Here is a 14,202-nt window from a genome sequence, read left to right on the forward strand (position 1 = left end):
ATGGATGTATTGGCCATACTAATTTCAATTGTTCTAATTGTTCTGGCAATACTTCATTTTTTTTGGGCATTATTTGGCATCAAAGAGCCTGAAGCTGTAGTTCCAACTTCTATAGGCAGCAATCAGGTAAAAACTCCAAATAAAATCATGGCTGTTCTTGTTGGGTTGATTTTACTTGGTTTCGCTTTCGTATTTATAAACAAAATCAGCAATTACGTCGATTACGCCTGGCTACGATATGTTTCTATAGGTATAGGCGTGATTTTTATTATACGCGCCTTTGGTGACTTCAAATATGTTGGATTCTTTAAAACTGCGAAGAACAGTAAATTTTCAGCGCTTGACACCAAGTACTACTCCCCACTATGCTTGCTCATGGGTGTTCTTGTCCTTATTCTCGAGTTTATTGGCTAAACACTATTTTGGCATAATTTTCGTTAGTTTTGATATAGTCTGCGGACTAAACCCTCAAAATTCGGAACGATGCGTGCAGTTTTTACCTACTTAACTAAGATCAGTCTTTTCACACTACTTTTTATTGGATTTCAATCCCATGCGCAAAATGTAAAATGGCTCAGCTGGAATGAAGCGGTCGCATTATCCCAAACTGATACCAATCCCAAAAAAATATTTGTTGATGTATATACAGATTGGTGCGGATGGTGCAAAAAAATGGACAAGGATACTTTCCAAAAACCAGAAGTGGCCAAGTACATGCAAGAAAATTTTTATATGGTGAAGTTGGATGCCGAAGGAAAAGACCCTATTGAATTTAAGGGAAACACTTTTAAGTTTGTTCCTTCAGGAAGAAGAGGTTACCACGAATTTGCGGCAGCTTTGTTGCAAGGAAAAATGAGCTATCCAACAGTAGTTTTTCTTGATGAAAAATTGAATATGTTATCCCCTGTTCCAGGATATCAGAAAGTGAAACCTTTTATGGAAATTGCCCGTTACTTTGGAGATGATATCTACAAAACCAAAGATTGGCAAGCTTACGCTGGCAAGTAAATCTTTATCTACTATAGTTTGGACTTTCCTTGGTGATCGTCACATCATGTGGGTGACTTTCATTGATTCCACTTGCGGTTATCTTAACAAACCTGCCCGAATCTTTTAGGGTTTCAATGTCTTTGGCGCCACAATAGCCCATACCAGCACGCAGTCCTCCAACAAATTGATGTATGCTTTCATACAATTCTCCTTTATACGGCACGCGACCAACAATACCTTCAGGGACCAATTTTTTAATGTCATCTTCCACATCTTGGAAATAGCGGTCCTTACTTCCTTCTTTCATGGCTTCAACTGACCCCATTCCGCGATACGACTTGAACTTTCGTCCTTCATAAATAATCGTCTCACCTGGAGATTCTTTGGTTCCTGCAAGCAAAGAACCCAACATAACAGTATCAGCACCGGCCGCAATGGCCTTTGGAATATCTCCTGTATAGCGAATACCTCCATCAGCAATGACAGGAACTCCACTACCTTTTATTGCGGCAGCTACTTCCAATACCGCCGAAAACTGCGGAAACCCAACTCCAGCGACCACACGTGTCGTACAAATTGAACCTGGACCTATACCAACTTTAACGGCATCCGCTCCAGCTTCCACCAAATACTTGGCTGCCTCTCCGGTGGCGATATTTCCAACAATGACCTCCAATTCAGGATAATTGGCTTTTACTTCTTTAAGCACGCTTACAACACCTTTGGTATGTCCATGAGCCGTGTCAATAACAATAGCATCCACTCCGGCATTGACCAAAGCTCCTGCCCTATCCACTGCATCTTGGGTCACTCCAATTGCGGCCGCAACTCTTAATCTACCGTAGTGGTCTTTGTTAGCTATGGGTTTTTGGGTCAATTTGGTGATATCCCTAAAAGTGATAAGTCCCACCAGTTCGTCATTTTGGTTAACTACGGGAAGCTTTTCGATTTTATTTTCTTGGAGAATTACCTCGGCTTGTTCCAGGGAGGTTCCTTCACCAACAGTTACCAAGTTTTCGGAGGTCATTACCTCACTTATTGGCCTACTGTTGTTTTTTTCAAACCTTAAATCACGATTGGTGACAATCCCAATAAGCTTGTTACTTTCATTGACAATGGGAATACCCCCAATACTATGTTCTCTCATACTTGCCTTGGCGTCCATCACCAAAGCATCCTGCGTTAACGTAACAGGATCCAGAATCATACCACTTTCCGCTCGCTTCACCTTTCTTACCTTAATGGCTTGCTGCTCAATGGTCATATTCTTGTGTAACACTCCAATGCCTCCTTCACGAGCCATGGCAATGGCCATTTGTGACTCAGTAACGGTATCCATAGCCGCGGATACTATAGGAACATTAATGGTGATGTTTCTGGTAAACTTTGTTTGAATATTGACCTCTCGGGGAAGTACTTCGGAATATGCCGGCACAAGTAGGACATCATCATAAGTTAGTCCTTCGCCAACAATTTTGTTTAGGTGGGCTTCCATTGCAATTACGGATTAATTGCGTGCAAATATACCACTTTTAATTCAAGTATAAATCTTATTGGTTTTTTGGTAAATTTTAATTTATTTTTATTTAGACTTATTATAAATAATAAATATATTTACATGATAAAACAGCAGAGAATTATGTGCGAGTCCCAAAAAATCCTTAGTCAAACTAAAAATGGAACATTGACCTTTTGTGATAAAAGCAAGCTTTTTCAAATGGTCTATAACAATCTATGCTTTGAGTTATACGAATGGGAATTGGATTCATTTAAATCCTATATCTCCCAACTGGATATCTCTTATTGGGAAAACGAGTTTAAAAATTGGATCCATGAACGTAAAATACCAATCTCTGTGGGTCAAAAGCACTTTATTATTTTAGTAAGCAAATGTGAAATTCTGGAGATTAAACGCCTGTTGTCTATTAACCTCAACCAGCTGAAGCTTCTCGCTTATAAAGAAATAAACTACACCTTTATTGAGAATTGAGGTCTTTACCTTTTTTACTACTTCCCACGCACTGTAAAAAGACTAGTGCAGCGGAAAAAGTAAAGGTAAGCGTCATAAGAGTACCTGAAAAAATAACGATGTATTTCATCCATGATATACCTTTCCACATAAGATATATGCCCCCAAAGGTCAACAGAACTGAAAGAAAAGGTTCTATGGTCAAAAACAGCTTCCAGTTCTTGGGAAACTTGGCAATCCAAACCAATCCACCTAACAAGAAGAAAATAAACGACATGGATAAGATATGGGTATGGACAATGGTAAGCATCTCCCGCTCCCCTTTTCGAAACTTCATGACCGTCGCACTCTCATCCTCTTCATTGCCCAAATAATTCTCCTCTAAACCAGCTGGTGTTGTGGCCTCTGTCTGCCCTATAAACAAAAGCCCTGTAAAAAAGCCTATGGAAAGTACTATAACAAATACCGCAATAAAAAGTCGGAGTTCTTTCGGGAAATTAGTCAGAAGACCGTTATATTCCATTATAACTGTTCTTTTTCCTGAAGAATCCCAATAGTTTGTAAAAGATTATCCATGGATTTTGTCATGGAACGGACGGAGATGGTAGCTCCGGAAATAGCATCAATATTAGTTTCATCACTTACCCGGTCACCGCCAGTTTTCCCAACAAATTGCTTAAGCCATCTTTTACTGCCTATTTCCCCGCCATATTCTTCACGATATATAAGCACTTTGGAATTCAAGACTTTTAAATCACCATCAAAAACTACCAAATAATCAAATTTGGCCGTTTTGCTCGGTGCCTGATCGACAAAAGCATAACCCAATATCGAATCTTGAAGGTCAATCTTGTAGAAATTATCCCCAGAAATTTTGGTGGGAAGTGCTTCATTAATTTCCTGGGTAACCGTAACTGGAGTCAAACTGAAGTCGGAGACCTCAAAAGTCTTCTCAACTTCCTTTATAACCCTTTTATGGACTCCTTTTGGAATACCAAATCCAAAGAAAAGTAACAAAACAAAAAGTGTTGCAAATGGTTTGACAATTTTCATGCCTCAAATATATTAATTTAGACTTATTATGAATAAAAATAAGCCGAATAATCTTTCAACAGCACGAAAAAAAAGGTGTGGTTAAAACCACACCCCTATTCCAAAATTAAGTCTGTCGGTAACATCGTCACCGTCCAAAGCGTTGCTCCTGAACTGATAATCTCCTTTGATTACCACGCCAGGGGCGATATGATAGGTAAGTCCTGTTGTTACATCTGTACGGTCGTACGCTTCATTTTCTACCAAAGCACCATCGGTATTGGCATGGGTGTCATATTTTTCGTAGCGTGCGAAAGCGAATAGTTTTTGTCTTTTACCTGACGGGAGTAGATTATAAGCACCCTCAACATACCATCCTTGTAGGGCACTACCCAAATCTCTTCCTGTTAGATTGTTATAGGCTTCAGTATCTGACAAAGAAGCATGGATAAATTGTCCACGTGCGGTAAAACGTTGATAAGCGTATCTTGCATCAAGTCCAAACATTGCCATTCCAATGTCGGAACCATCAAATTGTTCTACATCATCGGCTGCTTGTGTACGTCCAAAATAAGTTGAAAACCCAAGACGCAAACCACGAATTCCATAATAGTCCAACTTGGTGGACAGATTTGGACTATCAATAGTTGAGCGAATACCTTTCTGTCTTCCGCTTCTTAATCCATTCGAGCCTCTTAAAATTCCAGAAACTCCTCCTTCGCCATCTGCTTCTGAGGATTTAAAACCGTTAAATAGATACGCTTGATAGCCAAGAGAAATAGAATTGAATCTGCCTGTTACCCCTACTCCAAGTTCTCTCCAGGTTGTGGGTACAATTACATTATCTACCATAGGTCTTTCTGTTCCGTTGAAGGTTGTAGGTTCGTGAAATTCATTCACAATACCCATAGGAACAAGCATTAAACCCCCTCTAATATTTAAGTTAGGTGCCGCATTATAGTTTACAAATGCCTGCTCAACAAAAACTTCTTCTACGTGCTCAAACTCAATTTCTGTTACAAACTGGGTACGGTCATCAAAACGATATCCAAAGAGTATTACCAGACGTTGCACATCTATTTCACCATTTTGACCATTTGGCTGATTGTACAACATCTCCCCATAAGCCCCAACTGTAACCGCCGAAGCATAATTTCCCGAAAGAAGTCGTTGCGCCGCATTGATTTGTTTTTGAGGATCCAAGGTAATGGAATCGGTTTGCGTCTGCGCAAAAATTGATGTTGAAACTAGCAATGCTAAAAGAAGGGTGTACTTCCTCATTTGTTTGTTATTATTATTTAGATTGATTTTAAATAAATTGATGGCAGCAAATATATTTCGACCGTTGGAATGGACCAAATTTATTTAGACTTAATTTAAATAAATTTTAATATTTAACATTTTGGTGACTTAGGAAGCAACCTGTAGTCAATTAATGATAGGCCGAAAAAAGTTCAGTGGCCTTGTTGTAAGCGGCTTCAAAAACCATCCAATTAACCCCTGTCTCTGCCTTTTGTGAAGTAAAATACGAGAGCATTTTCTCGGTTGGCATATTTCCGGTAAGTTCATCTTTAGCCATGGGACATCCTCCAAAACCTTGGACCGCTCCATCGAAACGTCGACATCCAGCTTGGTAAGCTGCATCCACTTTCTCATGCCATTTTGTAGGTGTGGTATGTAAGTGAGCACCAAATTCAATATCCGGATATTTTGGAATCAGGTTGGAAAATAAATAGTCGATAACTTCTGGAGTAGAACTACCAATGGTATCGGAAAGCGATAAAATTCTGGCTCCCATAGTCGCTAATTTTTCCGTCCATTCCCCTACAATTTCCACATTCCAAGGGTCCCCATAGGGATTGCCAAATCCCATAGAAATATAAGTGACTACTTCCTTATCATTGGTGTTGGCAATTTCTAAAATACCTTTAAGCGTTTCCACAGATTGGTCAATGGTCTTATGGGTATTCCGCATCTGAAAGTTCTCCGAAATGGAAAAAGGATACCCCAAGTAGTCAATAGCCTGATGCTGTGCAGCATCATTGGCTCCCCTCGTATTGGCCACAATGGCCAACAACTTACTTTTTGTTTTCGAAAGATCAAGTTGTTCCAAAACTTTTGCAGTATCCACCATTTGAGGAATAGCTTTGGGAGAGACAAAAGATCCGAAATCGATGGTGTCAAACCCGCACCCCAATAGTGATTGAATGTACCGCACCTTTTCCTCAGTGGGAATAAAGGTTTTGATTCCTTGCATGGCGTCCCGTGGACATTCTATTAACTTTACCTCTGCCATTGTCTGCATAAAATTACCACTATTTATCAGATAAGATCAAATAGATAGCTATTCCAACAAAAACAAAAATCTGCATCCATTTTAAGTAAAATCCCGTTTTTGAATTTCTCTTGAGATAGTTGGAAATAGCTCCGGCCAAAACGGCAATTGTTCCAAAAATGACAAAGGCAATCAGCATAAAAAGCAAGCCAAGAACATAAAATTGAATAACCGGATGAAGTTCTGTACTGAACAAAAATCCTGGAAAAAATGCCAGGAAAAAAATGGTCACCTTTGGGTTCAACACATTCATGGTAAATCCTTTCCAAAACAATTGGCCCAATCCTCTTGAAGAAACCCCTTTCTTATCCAAAGAAATTGTAGCATCACTCCGATATACCATCACAGCCAAGTAGAGTAGATAAGCTGCTCCAAACAATTTGATTCCCCAAAACAAGGTATCACTTCTTTTGATGACTTCAGAAATGCCAAAGGCCAATAAAGTTGTATGTACCAAACATCCGCTTACTAAACCTGCAACTGTGGCCAGTCCAGATTTCACCCCATTGGAAATACTTTGACTAAGAACAAAAATGTTATCAGGGCCCGGAGCAATCGCCAATATGGCGGCAGCCATGCAAAATCCTATTAAAATTTCATAATTCAAGATAGAAGTGTTTCAGTTGGAAATGTACAAAAATAATGCAGTCTGGCTTGTTGTTTTTGACTTGTTCAAACTTGATATGTATCGCCGTAATGTCAAGAATTTCGGCAATCCGCTAAACTTTTTCACACAAATCAGCTCTTTAAATAATATCCATTATATTTATCCTTGCCCTTTTATTTGGGTATACGATTAGATAGCTAGCTCAACGTGTTGTGAAAAAAACCTCAGTACTATATTTACTGTTCTGTTGCATTTGTGCACCCTGTTTTGGACAAATCCTTGTTGATCCTAACTATACAGTGGAGCGTTTGGTAAATGAGGTTCTTGTAAACAGCAGCTGCGCAGAAACTTCCAATTACAGGTCCTCTACTGGTACTAATTTTGGTGTAAATGGGATTGGTTATTTTGAATCCAATGGAAGTAAGTTTCCCTATCGAGAAGGTATTGTAATCTCCACAGGCAATGCGATAGATGCGATGGGACCAAATATTGATATTAAAACCGCTGGGGACGAGGCTTGGTTGGGCGATAATGATTTGTCGGCTGCAACCGGTGTCTCAAGTCTTTTTAATGCGTCGTATATCGAATTTGACTTTGTTCCCAAAACCAACAATATAAGTTTCAATTTTCTTTTTGCATCCGAAGAATATTCGGAAGCCTACCAGTGTACCTATTCCGATGTTTTTGCATTCATCTTAACAGACTCAAGTGGTATTTCCACCAATCTTGCCCTTGTTCCAGAATCAGAGGATCGAGTTTCGGCAACAAGTATTAGGCCTGGGGTTCCGAATACTTGCGAAGCAAGCAACAATAAATACTTTGGAGGTATCAATGGAGACGGTTCTGCTATTTCCATGACGGGAAAAACAAAAAGTTTAGTAGCTGAATCCTTAGTGAACCCTGGAGAAACTTATACCATAAAACTTGTCATAGCGGATAACTTGGATACTGCGTTGGATTCCGCCGTCTTTTTGGACGGAGGGAGTTTTTCCATCGATGTTTCCCTAGGTGAAAATAGAACCGTAAGAACTGGAAATCCGCTTTGTGATGGAGAAATTTTTGAAATGGATGCCACTGCATCAGGAGCGGCACATTATAGATGGTTCCGAGATGGTGCTCGGCTGCACCATTTTGATGATTTACCTATAGTATCGGTAACAGAGGATGGCACCTATGAGGTGGAAGTTGAGTTTTCTGCCACATGTGTTTCTGAGGGAAGAGTAGAAATTGAGTTTATAGCTCCTCCACAGGTTGCAGAGCCACCCATAGATTTAAACGTATGTGATTTTGAAAGTGAAGGTCAAGGACTAGTTGACCTTTCTGAAAATACTCCTCGAATTGTTGGAGGTCAAGACTCGAGTATTTATCGAGTATACTATTATAGGTCCATGGAAGATGCCGAAAACTTCGAAAATGTAATTGGTGTTCCCGGAAGATATTTAATGAGTCAACCCACTGAAACCATTTATGCACGAATTTCTTCAGGAAGAAGCTGCCACGAGATAGCCTCTTTTACCATCAATCTGCGTCAGTTAGATTTTTCATCGACTTTGCAGGAAGAATATATTTTATGTTTAGATGGTGAAGGGAGTCCTATTGAACCGCGACCGCAAATGGATACAGGGCTTTCCTTAACGGATTACTCTTTTACTTGGTATCATAATTCGATAAGTGCAGGGAATTTAATTACAAATGAAAACCAACCTTTCCTTATTCCTTCCGAATCTGGAATTTACCATGTTGTGGCTCAAAATCTCCTGTACAATTGCGAAATATCTCTATCAACAAGTGTAATCACATCGGAACCTCCAACGCTTTTTGAGGTGAATATTTTGAGTGACCTGTTTGCGGATAACCATTCTATTTCTATTGATGTTGAAGGGCCTAGTGAGTATATGTTCAGTTTGGACGGATTTACCTTTAGTGAAAACAACGTTTTTTCCAATCTGAATCCAGGAGGTCATATTGCATATGTTCAAGATTCAAATGAGTGCAGTATCCTATCCAAAAAATTCTTTATTGTGGATTATCCTCGATTTTTCACTCCTAACGGTGATGGCATAAATGATACTTGGAAAATTGTAAGTCTATTTGAAATTGAGAATCCTGAAATAATCATTTTTGACCGATATGGTGTGATTCAACATCAATTTAACAATGAAATGGGATGGGATGGTACCACTAGAGGGAATAAAGCTCCCTCAACAGATTATTGGTTCAGTCTCACCTACGATACCAAAGAAGGTACTAGAAAGGTGTTTAAAAGTCACTTTACTTTAAAACGATAGCAAGATGTGCTATCATGACTTTGCCAGAATAGCTTGATTGATGCTCTTTACCAAAGCAGGGCCTTCATACACAAAACCAGTATAAAGCTGAATTAAATCTGCACCGGCATCCAATTTTTCCAGCGCATCTTCGGCAGTGTGTATCCCCCCAACTCCAATAATAGGAAAAGCTTTATTGCTTTCTTCGGCCAAGAATCGAATTACTTCAGTGCTCCTATTGGTCAATGGTTTTCCGCTAAGTCCTCCTTTTTCCTCGGTCAAAATGAGATGTGATTTCAGTCCTTTGCGTGAAATAGTCGTATTCGTTGCAATTATTCCATCAATCTTAGTGTCCTTTACGATTAAAATAATGTCCATTAACTGGTCATCACTTAAATCAGGAGCAATTTTTAAAAGAATCGGTTTTTCCTTTTGATCTCCCTTTTTGGCTTGTTTCGCGTTTTCCCGTTTTAATTTTTTTAGCAGGTTGGTCAATGGTTCTTTGTCTTGCAACTCACGCAATCCAGGAGTATTCGGAGAACTTACATTAACCACAAAATAGTCCACATGATCAAAAAGGGCCTCAAAACAAATCAGGTAATCCTTTATGGCATTTTTATTGGCCGTTACTTTATTCTTACCAATGTTTCCGCCAATCAACACGCGATGATTTTTTTTCAGCTGTTCTACTGCTTCAAAAACACCTTTGTTGTTGAATCCCATCCGGTTGATGATTCCTTGATCATCCAACAAACGGAATAATCGTTTTTTAGGGTTTCCTTCTTGTGGTTTTGGCGTTAACGTGCCAATTTCAACAAAGCCGAAGCCAAAATCGGATAATTCGTTATAAAGACGGGCATCTTTGTCAAAACCTGCCGCAAGACCAACAGGGTTTTTAAATTTCAGTCCAAAAACCTCTCTTTCCAGTCGTGGGTCGTTTACAGCCCATATCTTTCGGAAAAGGCGGTTAAATCCAAACTTGGAAAGCGTCCGAATGGCCCAAAAAGAAAAATGGTGTGCAGTCTCAGCATCGAGCAAGAAAAGCAGAGGACGTATAAGGAGCTTGTACATTTAAAAAATTTTGAACAAAAATATAAACTCTAAATTCACATTTTAAGAAATTGGTTATTTTTCGTTAACTGACCTATCCAAATGTATAGGTTGTAACATCATTTGTCCGCACAACTCCATATAAAGGTTGTATTGTTTGTCATTGAAAATAGAAAGCAGTCTTTTGTCAAGCATTCGTACATTTTGCTTCATGCTATCTAAAAGGCCGCGATATTTATAGGATAGGGATAGCAACGCTTCGGGAGAGCTTTCTGCATTACGCTTTAGAAGAAATTTTGCTTGATCCTTCAAAAGCTCATTTCTATACCTTAATTCAGCACTCCAGTTTTTCAGTTTTTCCAATTGCGACTCGTTCAATTGAAAAACTTCCGCAATAGAATCATCGTTTCCTCCTCCTATTCCCAACGCACATTCTTGTTGGGCTGAGCAGAAAATCCCAGACATTAATATAATAGACAAAAAAGTCTTTCTCAACTTGGTGGTTATTCAGAAATGGGAAGATACCTTTTAGAGCATCTTTTTTCTTAAAATCACGATTGAATAAACGTTATTTTTGATGAAATGCACATTATGGAAAAATTATTACCCCGATTTCTTGAATATGTGTCCATAGACACCCAAAGTGACCCCTACTCAAAATCCACCCCCAGCACGGAAAAGCAATGGAATTTGGCCAAAAAACTGGTTATGGAACTCCACCAGATTGGAATGCAGGAAGTTTCTATAGACGAACATGCCTACATCATGGCCACATTGCCCAGCAACATCGAAAAACCTGTTCCGACTATAGGCTTTATCTCGCATTTTGACACTACGCCCGATTTTAGTGGAAAAAATGTAAAACCACAGATTATAGAAGATTATGACGGTTCGGATATCATTCTAAATAAAAAGAAGAATATTGTGCTTTCTCCGGATTACTTCGAGGATCTTTTACAATATGAAGGGCAAACATTGATCACCACAGACGGAACAACGCTTCTTGGTGCTGATGACAAGGCAGGAATCGCAGAGATTATTACAGCTATGGAGTATTTGATAAAGCACCCAGAAATCAAACATGGAAAAATTAGAATTGGATTTACTCCAGATGAAGAAATAGGCCGTGGAGCCCATAAGTTTGATGTTGAAAAGTTTGGTGCGGATTGGGCCTATACCATGGATGGAAGTCAAGTTGGTGAGTTGGAGTTCGAGAATTTCAATGCCGCAAGCGCCAAGATAGTTATCGCAGGAAAAAGCGTTCATCCAGGTTACGCTAAAGGAAAAATGGTAAATGCAATTGGTGTTGCCAATGAGTTTTTAGGGTTGCTTCCCTTAAGGGAAGTACCAGAGCATACTACCGATAGAGAAGGTTTCTTCCATGTGCACAAAGTCAAAGGTGAAATTGAAAACGCGGAAATTGAACTGATCATTCGTGACCATGACAAAGAACATTTTGAAGCTCGAAAAGAATTATTGCAAGACATTGCAAACAAGCTGTTGAAGAAATATGGTGATGATTGTATTCAATTACAAATCGAAGATCAATACCGAAACATGCACGAAAAAGTGGAACCTGTCTTTCATATTGTGGAAATCGCAAAAGAGGCCATGGAATCTTTGGGCATAGAACCTATTATCAAGCCCATCCGGGGTGGTACCGACGGTTCCCAACTCAGTTTTATGGGACTCCCTTGCCCAAATATTTTTGCTGGAGGACATAACTTTCATGGAAAATACGAATACGTTCCTTTGGAAAGTATGGAAAAGGCAGTGCAAGTAATCGTGAAAATCTGTGAGCTTACAGCTGAACAAATAAAGTGATATGGAAAAGACTCAAAAACTAGAGGCGTATTACCAAACCGAGCATTATTTTAAAGCTGAAATCAATGCATTGAGAAAATTGGCGCAGCAAACGGAAGCCATTGAAGCCTATAAATGGAATTTTCCCGTGTATACCGTAAATAACAAAAATGTATTCGGGATCTGTAAGTTCAAAAACCATTTTGGAATATGGTTCTTTAATGGCGCTTTCCTAAATGACCCAAAAAAAGTATTAAGTAATGCCCAAGAGGGAAAAACCAAAGGTATGCGGCACTGGAAGTTTGAATCAATGGATGCCATTGATACGAAAGAAGTCCTTAACTATCTGAATGAGGCCATAGAAAATCAGAAAAAAGGACTTTTCATTGTTCCCAAAAAAGCTTCAAAAGCACTGCAGATTCCAATTCTTTTAGAAAAAGCTCTAACAGAAAATCACACTTTTAAAACCGCCTTTGAAAACTTTTCGCCTTACAAGCAAAAGGAATTCTGCGAATATATTACGGAGGCCAAACAAGAAAAGACCAAGCTTCGAAGATTTGAGAAAATCTTGCCCATGATTGAAAAAGGAATAGGCTTGAATGATGCTTATCGCTAGGGGATTTAAAATCTATTATCTCACTTGCTATTTGCGTACATAGGCTATCATCTGGATTTTAATTTAAAAATTCCGAACTTCACTTGCCCAAGGATTTGAATCATTAAAACGATTCATTTCTTCTTAGTTAGCGGTCATTAAAGCGAATTAAAGTGAAAAAAACAAATAGAACATCGGTACTTATATTTTTTTGGATTTCAATAATCGCAAATGCACTGGCACAAGAATCCGACCAATACGTTCTGGCAGGAGGAGTTTTGGATTTTAATACGGAGCGAATTGAAAAAAATGTACTTATAACAATTAAGGACGGTAAAATCTCTAAAATTGAGAAGAATCCCAGGCCTTCAAAATTAAAAAGCTACATTGATTTATCAGAATATACAATTCTTCCAGGATTAATAGACTGCCATACACATCTTGTAGGAAATTGGTACTTGGAGCAGGATGAATTCGATGTTTACACTTTACCGGCAGCGACCTACGGAATAATTGGAACTGTAAATGCAAAGAAAACACTGGAAGCAGGATTTACTACTGTTCGAGACTTGCATAGCTACTTCTATGGTGATGTTGCCTTAAGGGATGCTATCAACAAAGGTTGGATTATTGGACCAAGAATGTATGTCAGTGGACCGGCACTCACCATTACTGGTGGACATGGTGCGTTTGGCAATTGGTTAAGTCCTCAAATCCAATTTAGCGAAAACCTCGTAAGCATAGCAGACGGAGAATATGAAGTAAGAAAAGAAACACGTAAGCATTTAAAATATAAAGTTGACTGGATAAAAGTCTTTGCAACGGGTGGATTTGGTTCTTATGGGACGAAACCAGGAGCTGCATCATATACTATTCAAGAGATTAAAGCTGCAGTAGATGAAGCCAATAAAAGAGGCATTAAGGTTGCAGCCCATGCACATGGCGTAGAAGGAATCAAAAATGCCCTGCGAGCTGGTGTGACCTCCATTGAACATGCCACTTTTCTTGATGATGAGGCGATTGAACTACTACTTGAAAAACAAGCATACTTATCAATGGACTTATTATCGGCTTACTATGAGTTAATAGAGAAGAATAAGGATTATGGCGATAAAGATGTTGATTGGAGCAATAACAAAATGTTTACCTCCCTTATCGAAACATTTTCAAAAGCTTACAGGAAAAACGCAAAAATAGTATTTGCGACAGACGCTGGAGTTTATCCACATGGCAGAAATGCTGAACAATTTTCGTTCATGAAAAATGCGGGAATGAAAGAAATTGATATCATTAAAAGCGCAACACTCACAGCAGCCGAATTACTTGGGATTGAAGATAAGTTAGGAAGCATAGAAATAGAAAAGTTAGCAGATATTATAGCAGTAAAAGGTAATCCACTGGCTGATATTACATTACTGGAAAATATATCTTTTGTAATGAAAGAAGGCAAGGTTTACAAACATGAAAAATAATGGCTGCCAATAACATGTATAATCAATTGTTAGGGGTTGTGTTACTTGGCAAATCCTGCGGATTTTCTTAAGGTTCGGTTCC

At 38.9% G+C, this 14,202-nt stretch carries 15 protein-coding genes; 7 read left to right on the forward strand and 8 right to left on the reverse strand.

The window, feature by feature from the left end; translation table 11 throughout:
* Together ACOKFG_RS14570 and ACOKFG_RS14575 are read left to right on the forward strand one after the other, a co-directional pair.
* Entirely contained in the window at positions 1-414 is a 414-nt protein-coding gene (locus tag ACOKFG_RS14570) for a DUF3995 domain-containing protein (RefSeq protein ID WP_422861516.1), read from the forward strand.
* 69 nt (positions 415-483) lie between these two features.
* On the forward strand, positions 484-1,008 hold the full coding sequence (locus tag ACOKFG_RS14575; RefSeq protein ID WP_299486027.1) for a DUF255 domain-containing protein: 525 nt from the start codon (positions 484-486) through the stop codon (positions 1,006-1,008).
* Positions 1,009-1,012: 4 nt separating this feature from the next.
* On the opposite strand, the gene guaB is transcribed toward ACOKFG_RS14575, so the two are convergent.
* Positions 1,013-2,485, reverse strand: coding sequence for an IMP dehydrogenase (guaB, locus tag ACOKFG_RS14580; RefSeq protein WP_298790857.1), 1,473 nt, complete (start codon positions 2,483-2,485; stop codon positions 1,013-1,015).
* 123 nt (positions 2,486-2,608) lie between these two features.
* Here guaB and ACOKFG_RS14585 point away from each other — a divergent pair, with 123 nt between their 5' ends.
* A complete protein-coding gene (locus tag ACOKFG_RS14585; RefSeq protein ID WP_422861517.1) occupies positions 2,609-2,980 on the forward strand; it encodes a DUF6686 family protein in 372 nt (123 codons plus the stop codon).
* Here the strand turns inward: ACOKFG_RS14585 and ACOKFG_RS14590 are convergent.
* The 5 genes from ACOKFG_RS14590 to ACOKFG_RS14610 all read right to left on the reverse strand — a co-directional run bounded on the left by ACOKFG_RS14590 (position 2,967) and on the right by ACOKFG_RS14610 (position 6,903).
* Positions 2,967-3,482, reverse strand: a complete 516-nt coding sequence (locus ACOKFG_RS14590) for a hypothetical protein (protein ID WP_298790861.1) — start codon at positions 3,480-3,482, stop codon at positions 2,967-2,969. The two genes, ACOKFG_RS14585 and ACOKFG_RS14590, sit on opposite strands and share 14 nt — an antisense overlap.
* Positions 3,482-4,012, reverse strand: coding sequence for an FMN-binding protein (locus ACOKFG_RS14595; protein ID WP_298790863.1), 531 nt, complete (start codon positions 4,010-4,012; stop codon positions 3,482-3,484). The genes ACOKFG_RS14590 and ACOKFG_RS14595 overlap by 1 nt, the downstream gene beginning before the upstream one ends.
* A gap of 81 nt (positions 4,013-4,093) precedes the next feature.
* On the reverse strand, positions 4,094-5,272 hold the full coding sequence (locus ACOKFG_RS14600; RefSeq protein ID WP_298790865.1) for a hypothetical protein: 1,179 nt from the start codon (positions 5,270-5,272) through the stop codon (positions 4,094-4,096).
* 151 nt (positions 5,273-5,423) lie between these two features.
* Positions 5,424-6,287 (reverse strand): hydroxymethylglutaryl-CoA lyase, encoded by an 864-nt coding sequence (locus ACOKFG_RS14605; protein ID WP_298790867.1) that lies wholly within the window; start codon positions 6,285-6,287, stop codon positions 5,424-5,426.
* A gap of 19 nt (positions 6,288-6,306) precedes the next feature.
* Positions 6,307-6,903, reverse strand: coding sequence for a LysE family translocator (locus ACOKFG_RS14610; RefSeq protein ID WP_298790869.1), 597 nt, complete (start codon positions 6,901-6,903; stop codon positions 6,307-6,309).
* 329 nt (positions 6,904-7,232) lie between these two features.
* Between ACOKFG_RS14610 and ACOKFG_RS14615 the strand changes: the two genes are divergently transcribed.
* Positions 7,233-9,221 (forward strand): choice-of-anchor L domain-containing protein, encoded by a 1,989-nt coding sequence (locus tag ACOKFG_RS14615; protein ID WP_299486033.1) that lies wholly within the window; start codon positions 7,233-7,235, stop codon positions 9,219-9,221.
* Positions 9,222-9,233: 12 nt separating this feature from the next.
* Here ACOKFG_RS14615 and ACOKFG_RS14620 read toward each other — a convergent pair whose 3' ends face one another.
* Both ACOKFG_RS14620 and ACOKFG_RS14625 read right to left on the reverse strand, forming a co-directional pair.
* A complete protein-coding gene (locus ACOKFG_RS14620; RefSeq protein WP_299174481.1) occupies positions 9,234-10,271 on the reverse strand; it encodes a quinone-dependent dihydroorotate dehydrogenase in 1,038 nt (345 codons plus the stop codon).
* A 54-nt stretch (positions 10,272-10,325) separates the two neighbouring features.
* Entirely contained in the window at positions 10,326-10,715 is a 390-nt protein-coding gene (locus ACOKFG_RS14625; RefSeq protein ID WP_299174483.1) for a hypothetical protein, read from the reverse strand.
* Between the two features lie 126 nt (positions 10,716-10,841).
* On the opposite strand from ACOKFG_RS14625, the gene pepT reads away from it, so the two are divergent.
* From pepT to ACOKFG_RS14640, 3 genes are all read left to right on the forward strand, one after another.
* On the forward strand, positions 10,842-12,074 hold the full coding sequence (gene pepT, locus ACOKFG_RS14630) for a peptidase T (RefSeq protein WP_422861518.1): 1,233 nt from the start codon (positions 10,842-10,844) through the stop codon (positions 12,072-12,074).
* 1 nt (position 12,075) lies between these two features.
* Positions 12,076-12,669 carry a YdeI/OmpD-associated family protein gene (locus ACOKFG_RS14635; RefSeq protein ID WP_422861519.1) on the forward strand — a complete coding sequence of 198 codons (594 nt, stop codon included), beginning with the start codon at positions 12,076-12,078 and terminating at the stop codon, positions 12,667-12,669.
* A 152-nt stretch (positions 12,670-12,821) separates the two neighbouring features.
* A complete protein-coding gene (locus ACOKFG_RS14640) occupies positions 12,822-14,120 on the forward strand; it encodes an amidohydrolase family protein (protein WP_299174489.1) in 1,299 nt (432 codons plus the stop codon).
* Positions 14,121-14,202 lie beyond the last annotated feature (82 nt).

Source organism: Flagellimonas rhodophyticola (assembly GCF_049332665.1).
Taxonomy (GTDB): Bacteria; Bacteroidota; Bacteroidia; order Flavobacteriales; family Flavobacteriaceae; genus Flagellimonas.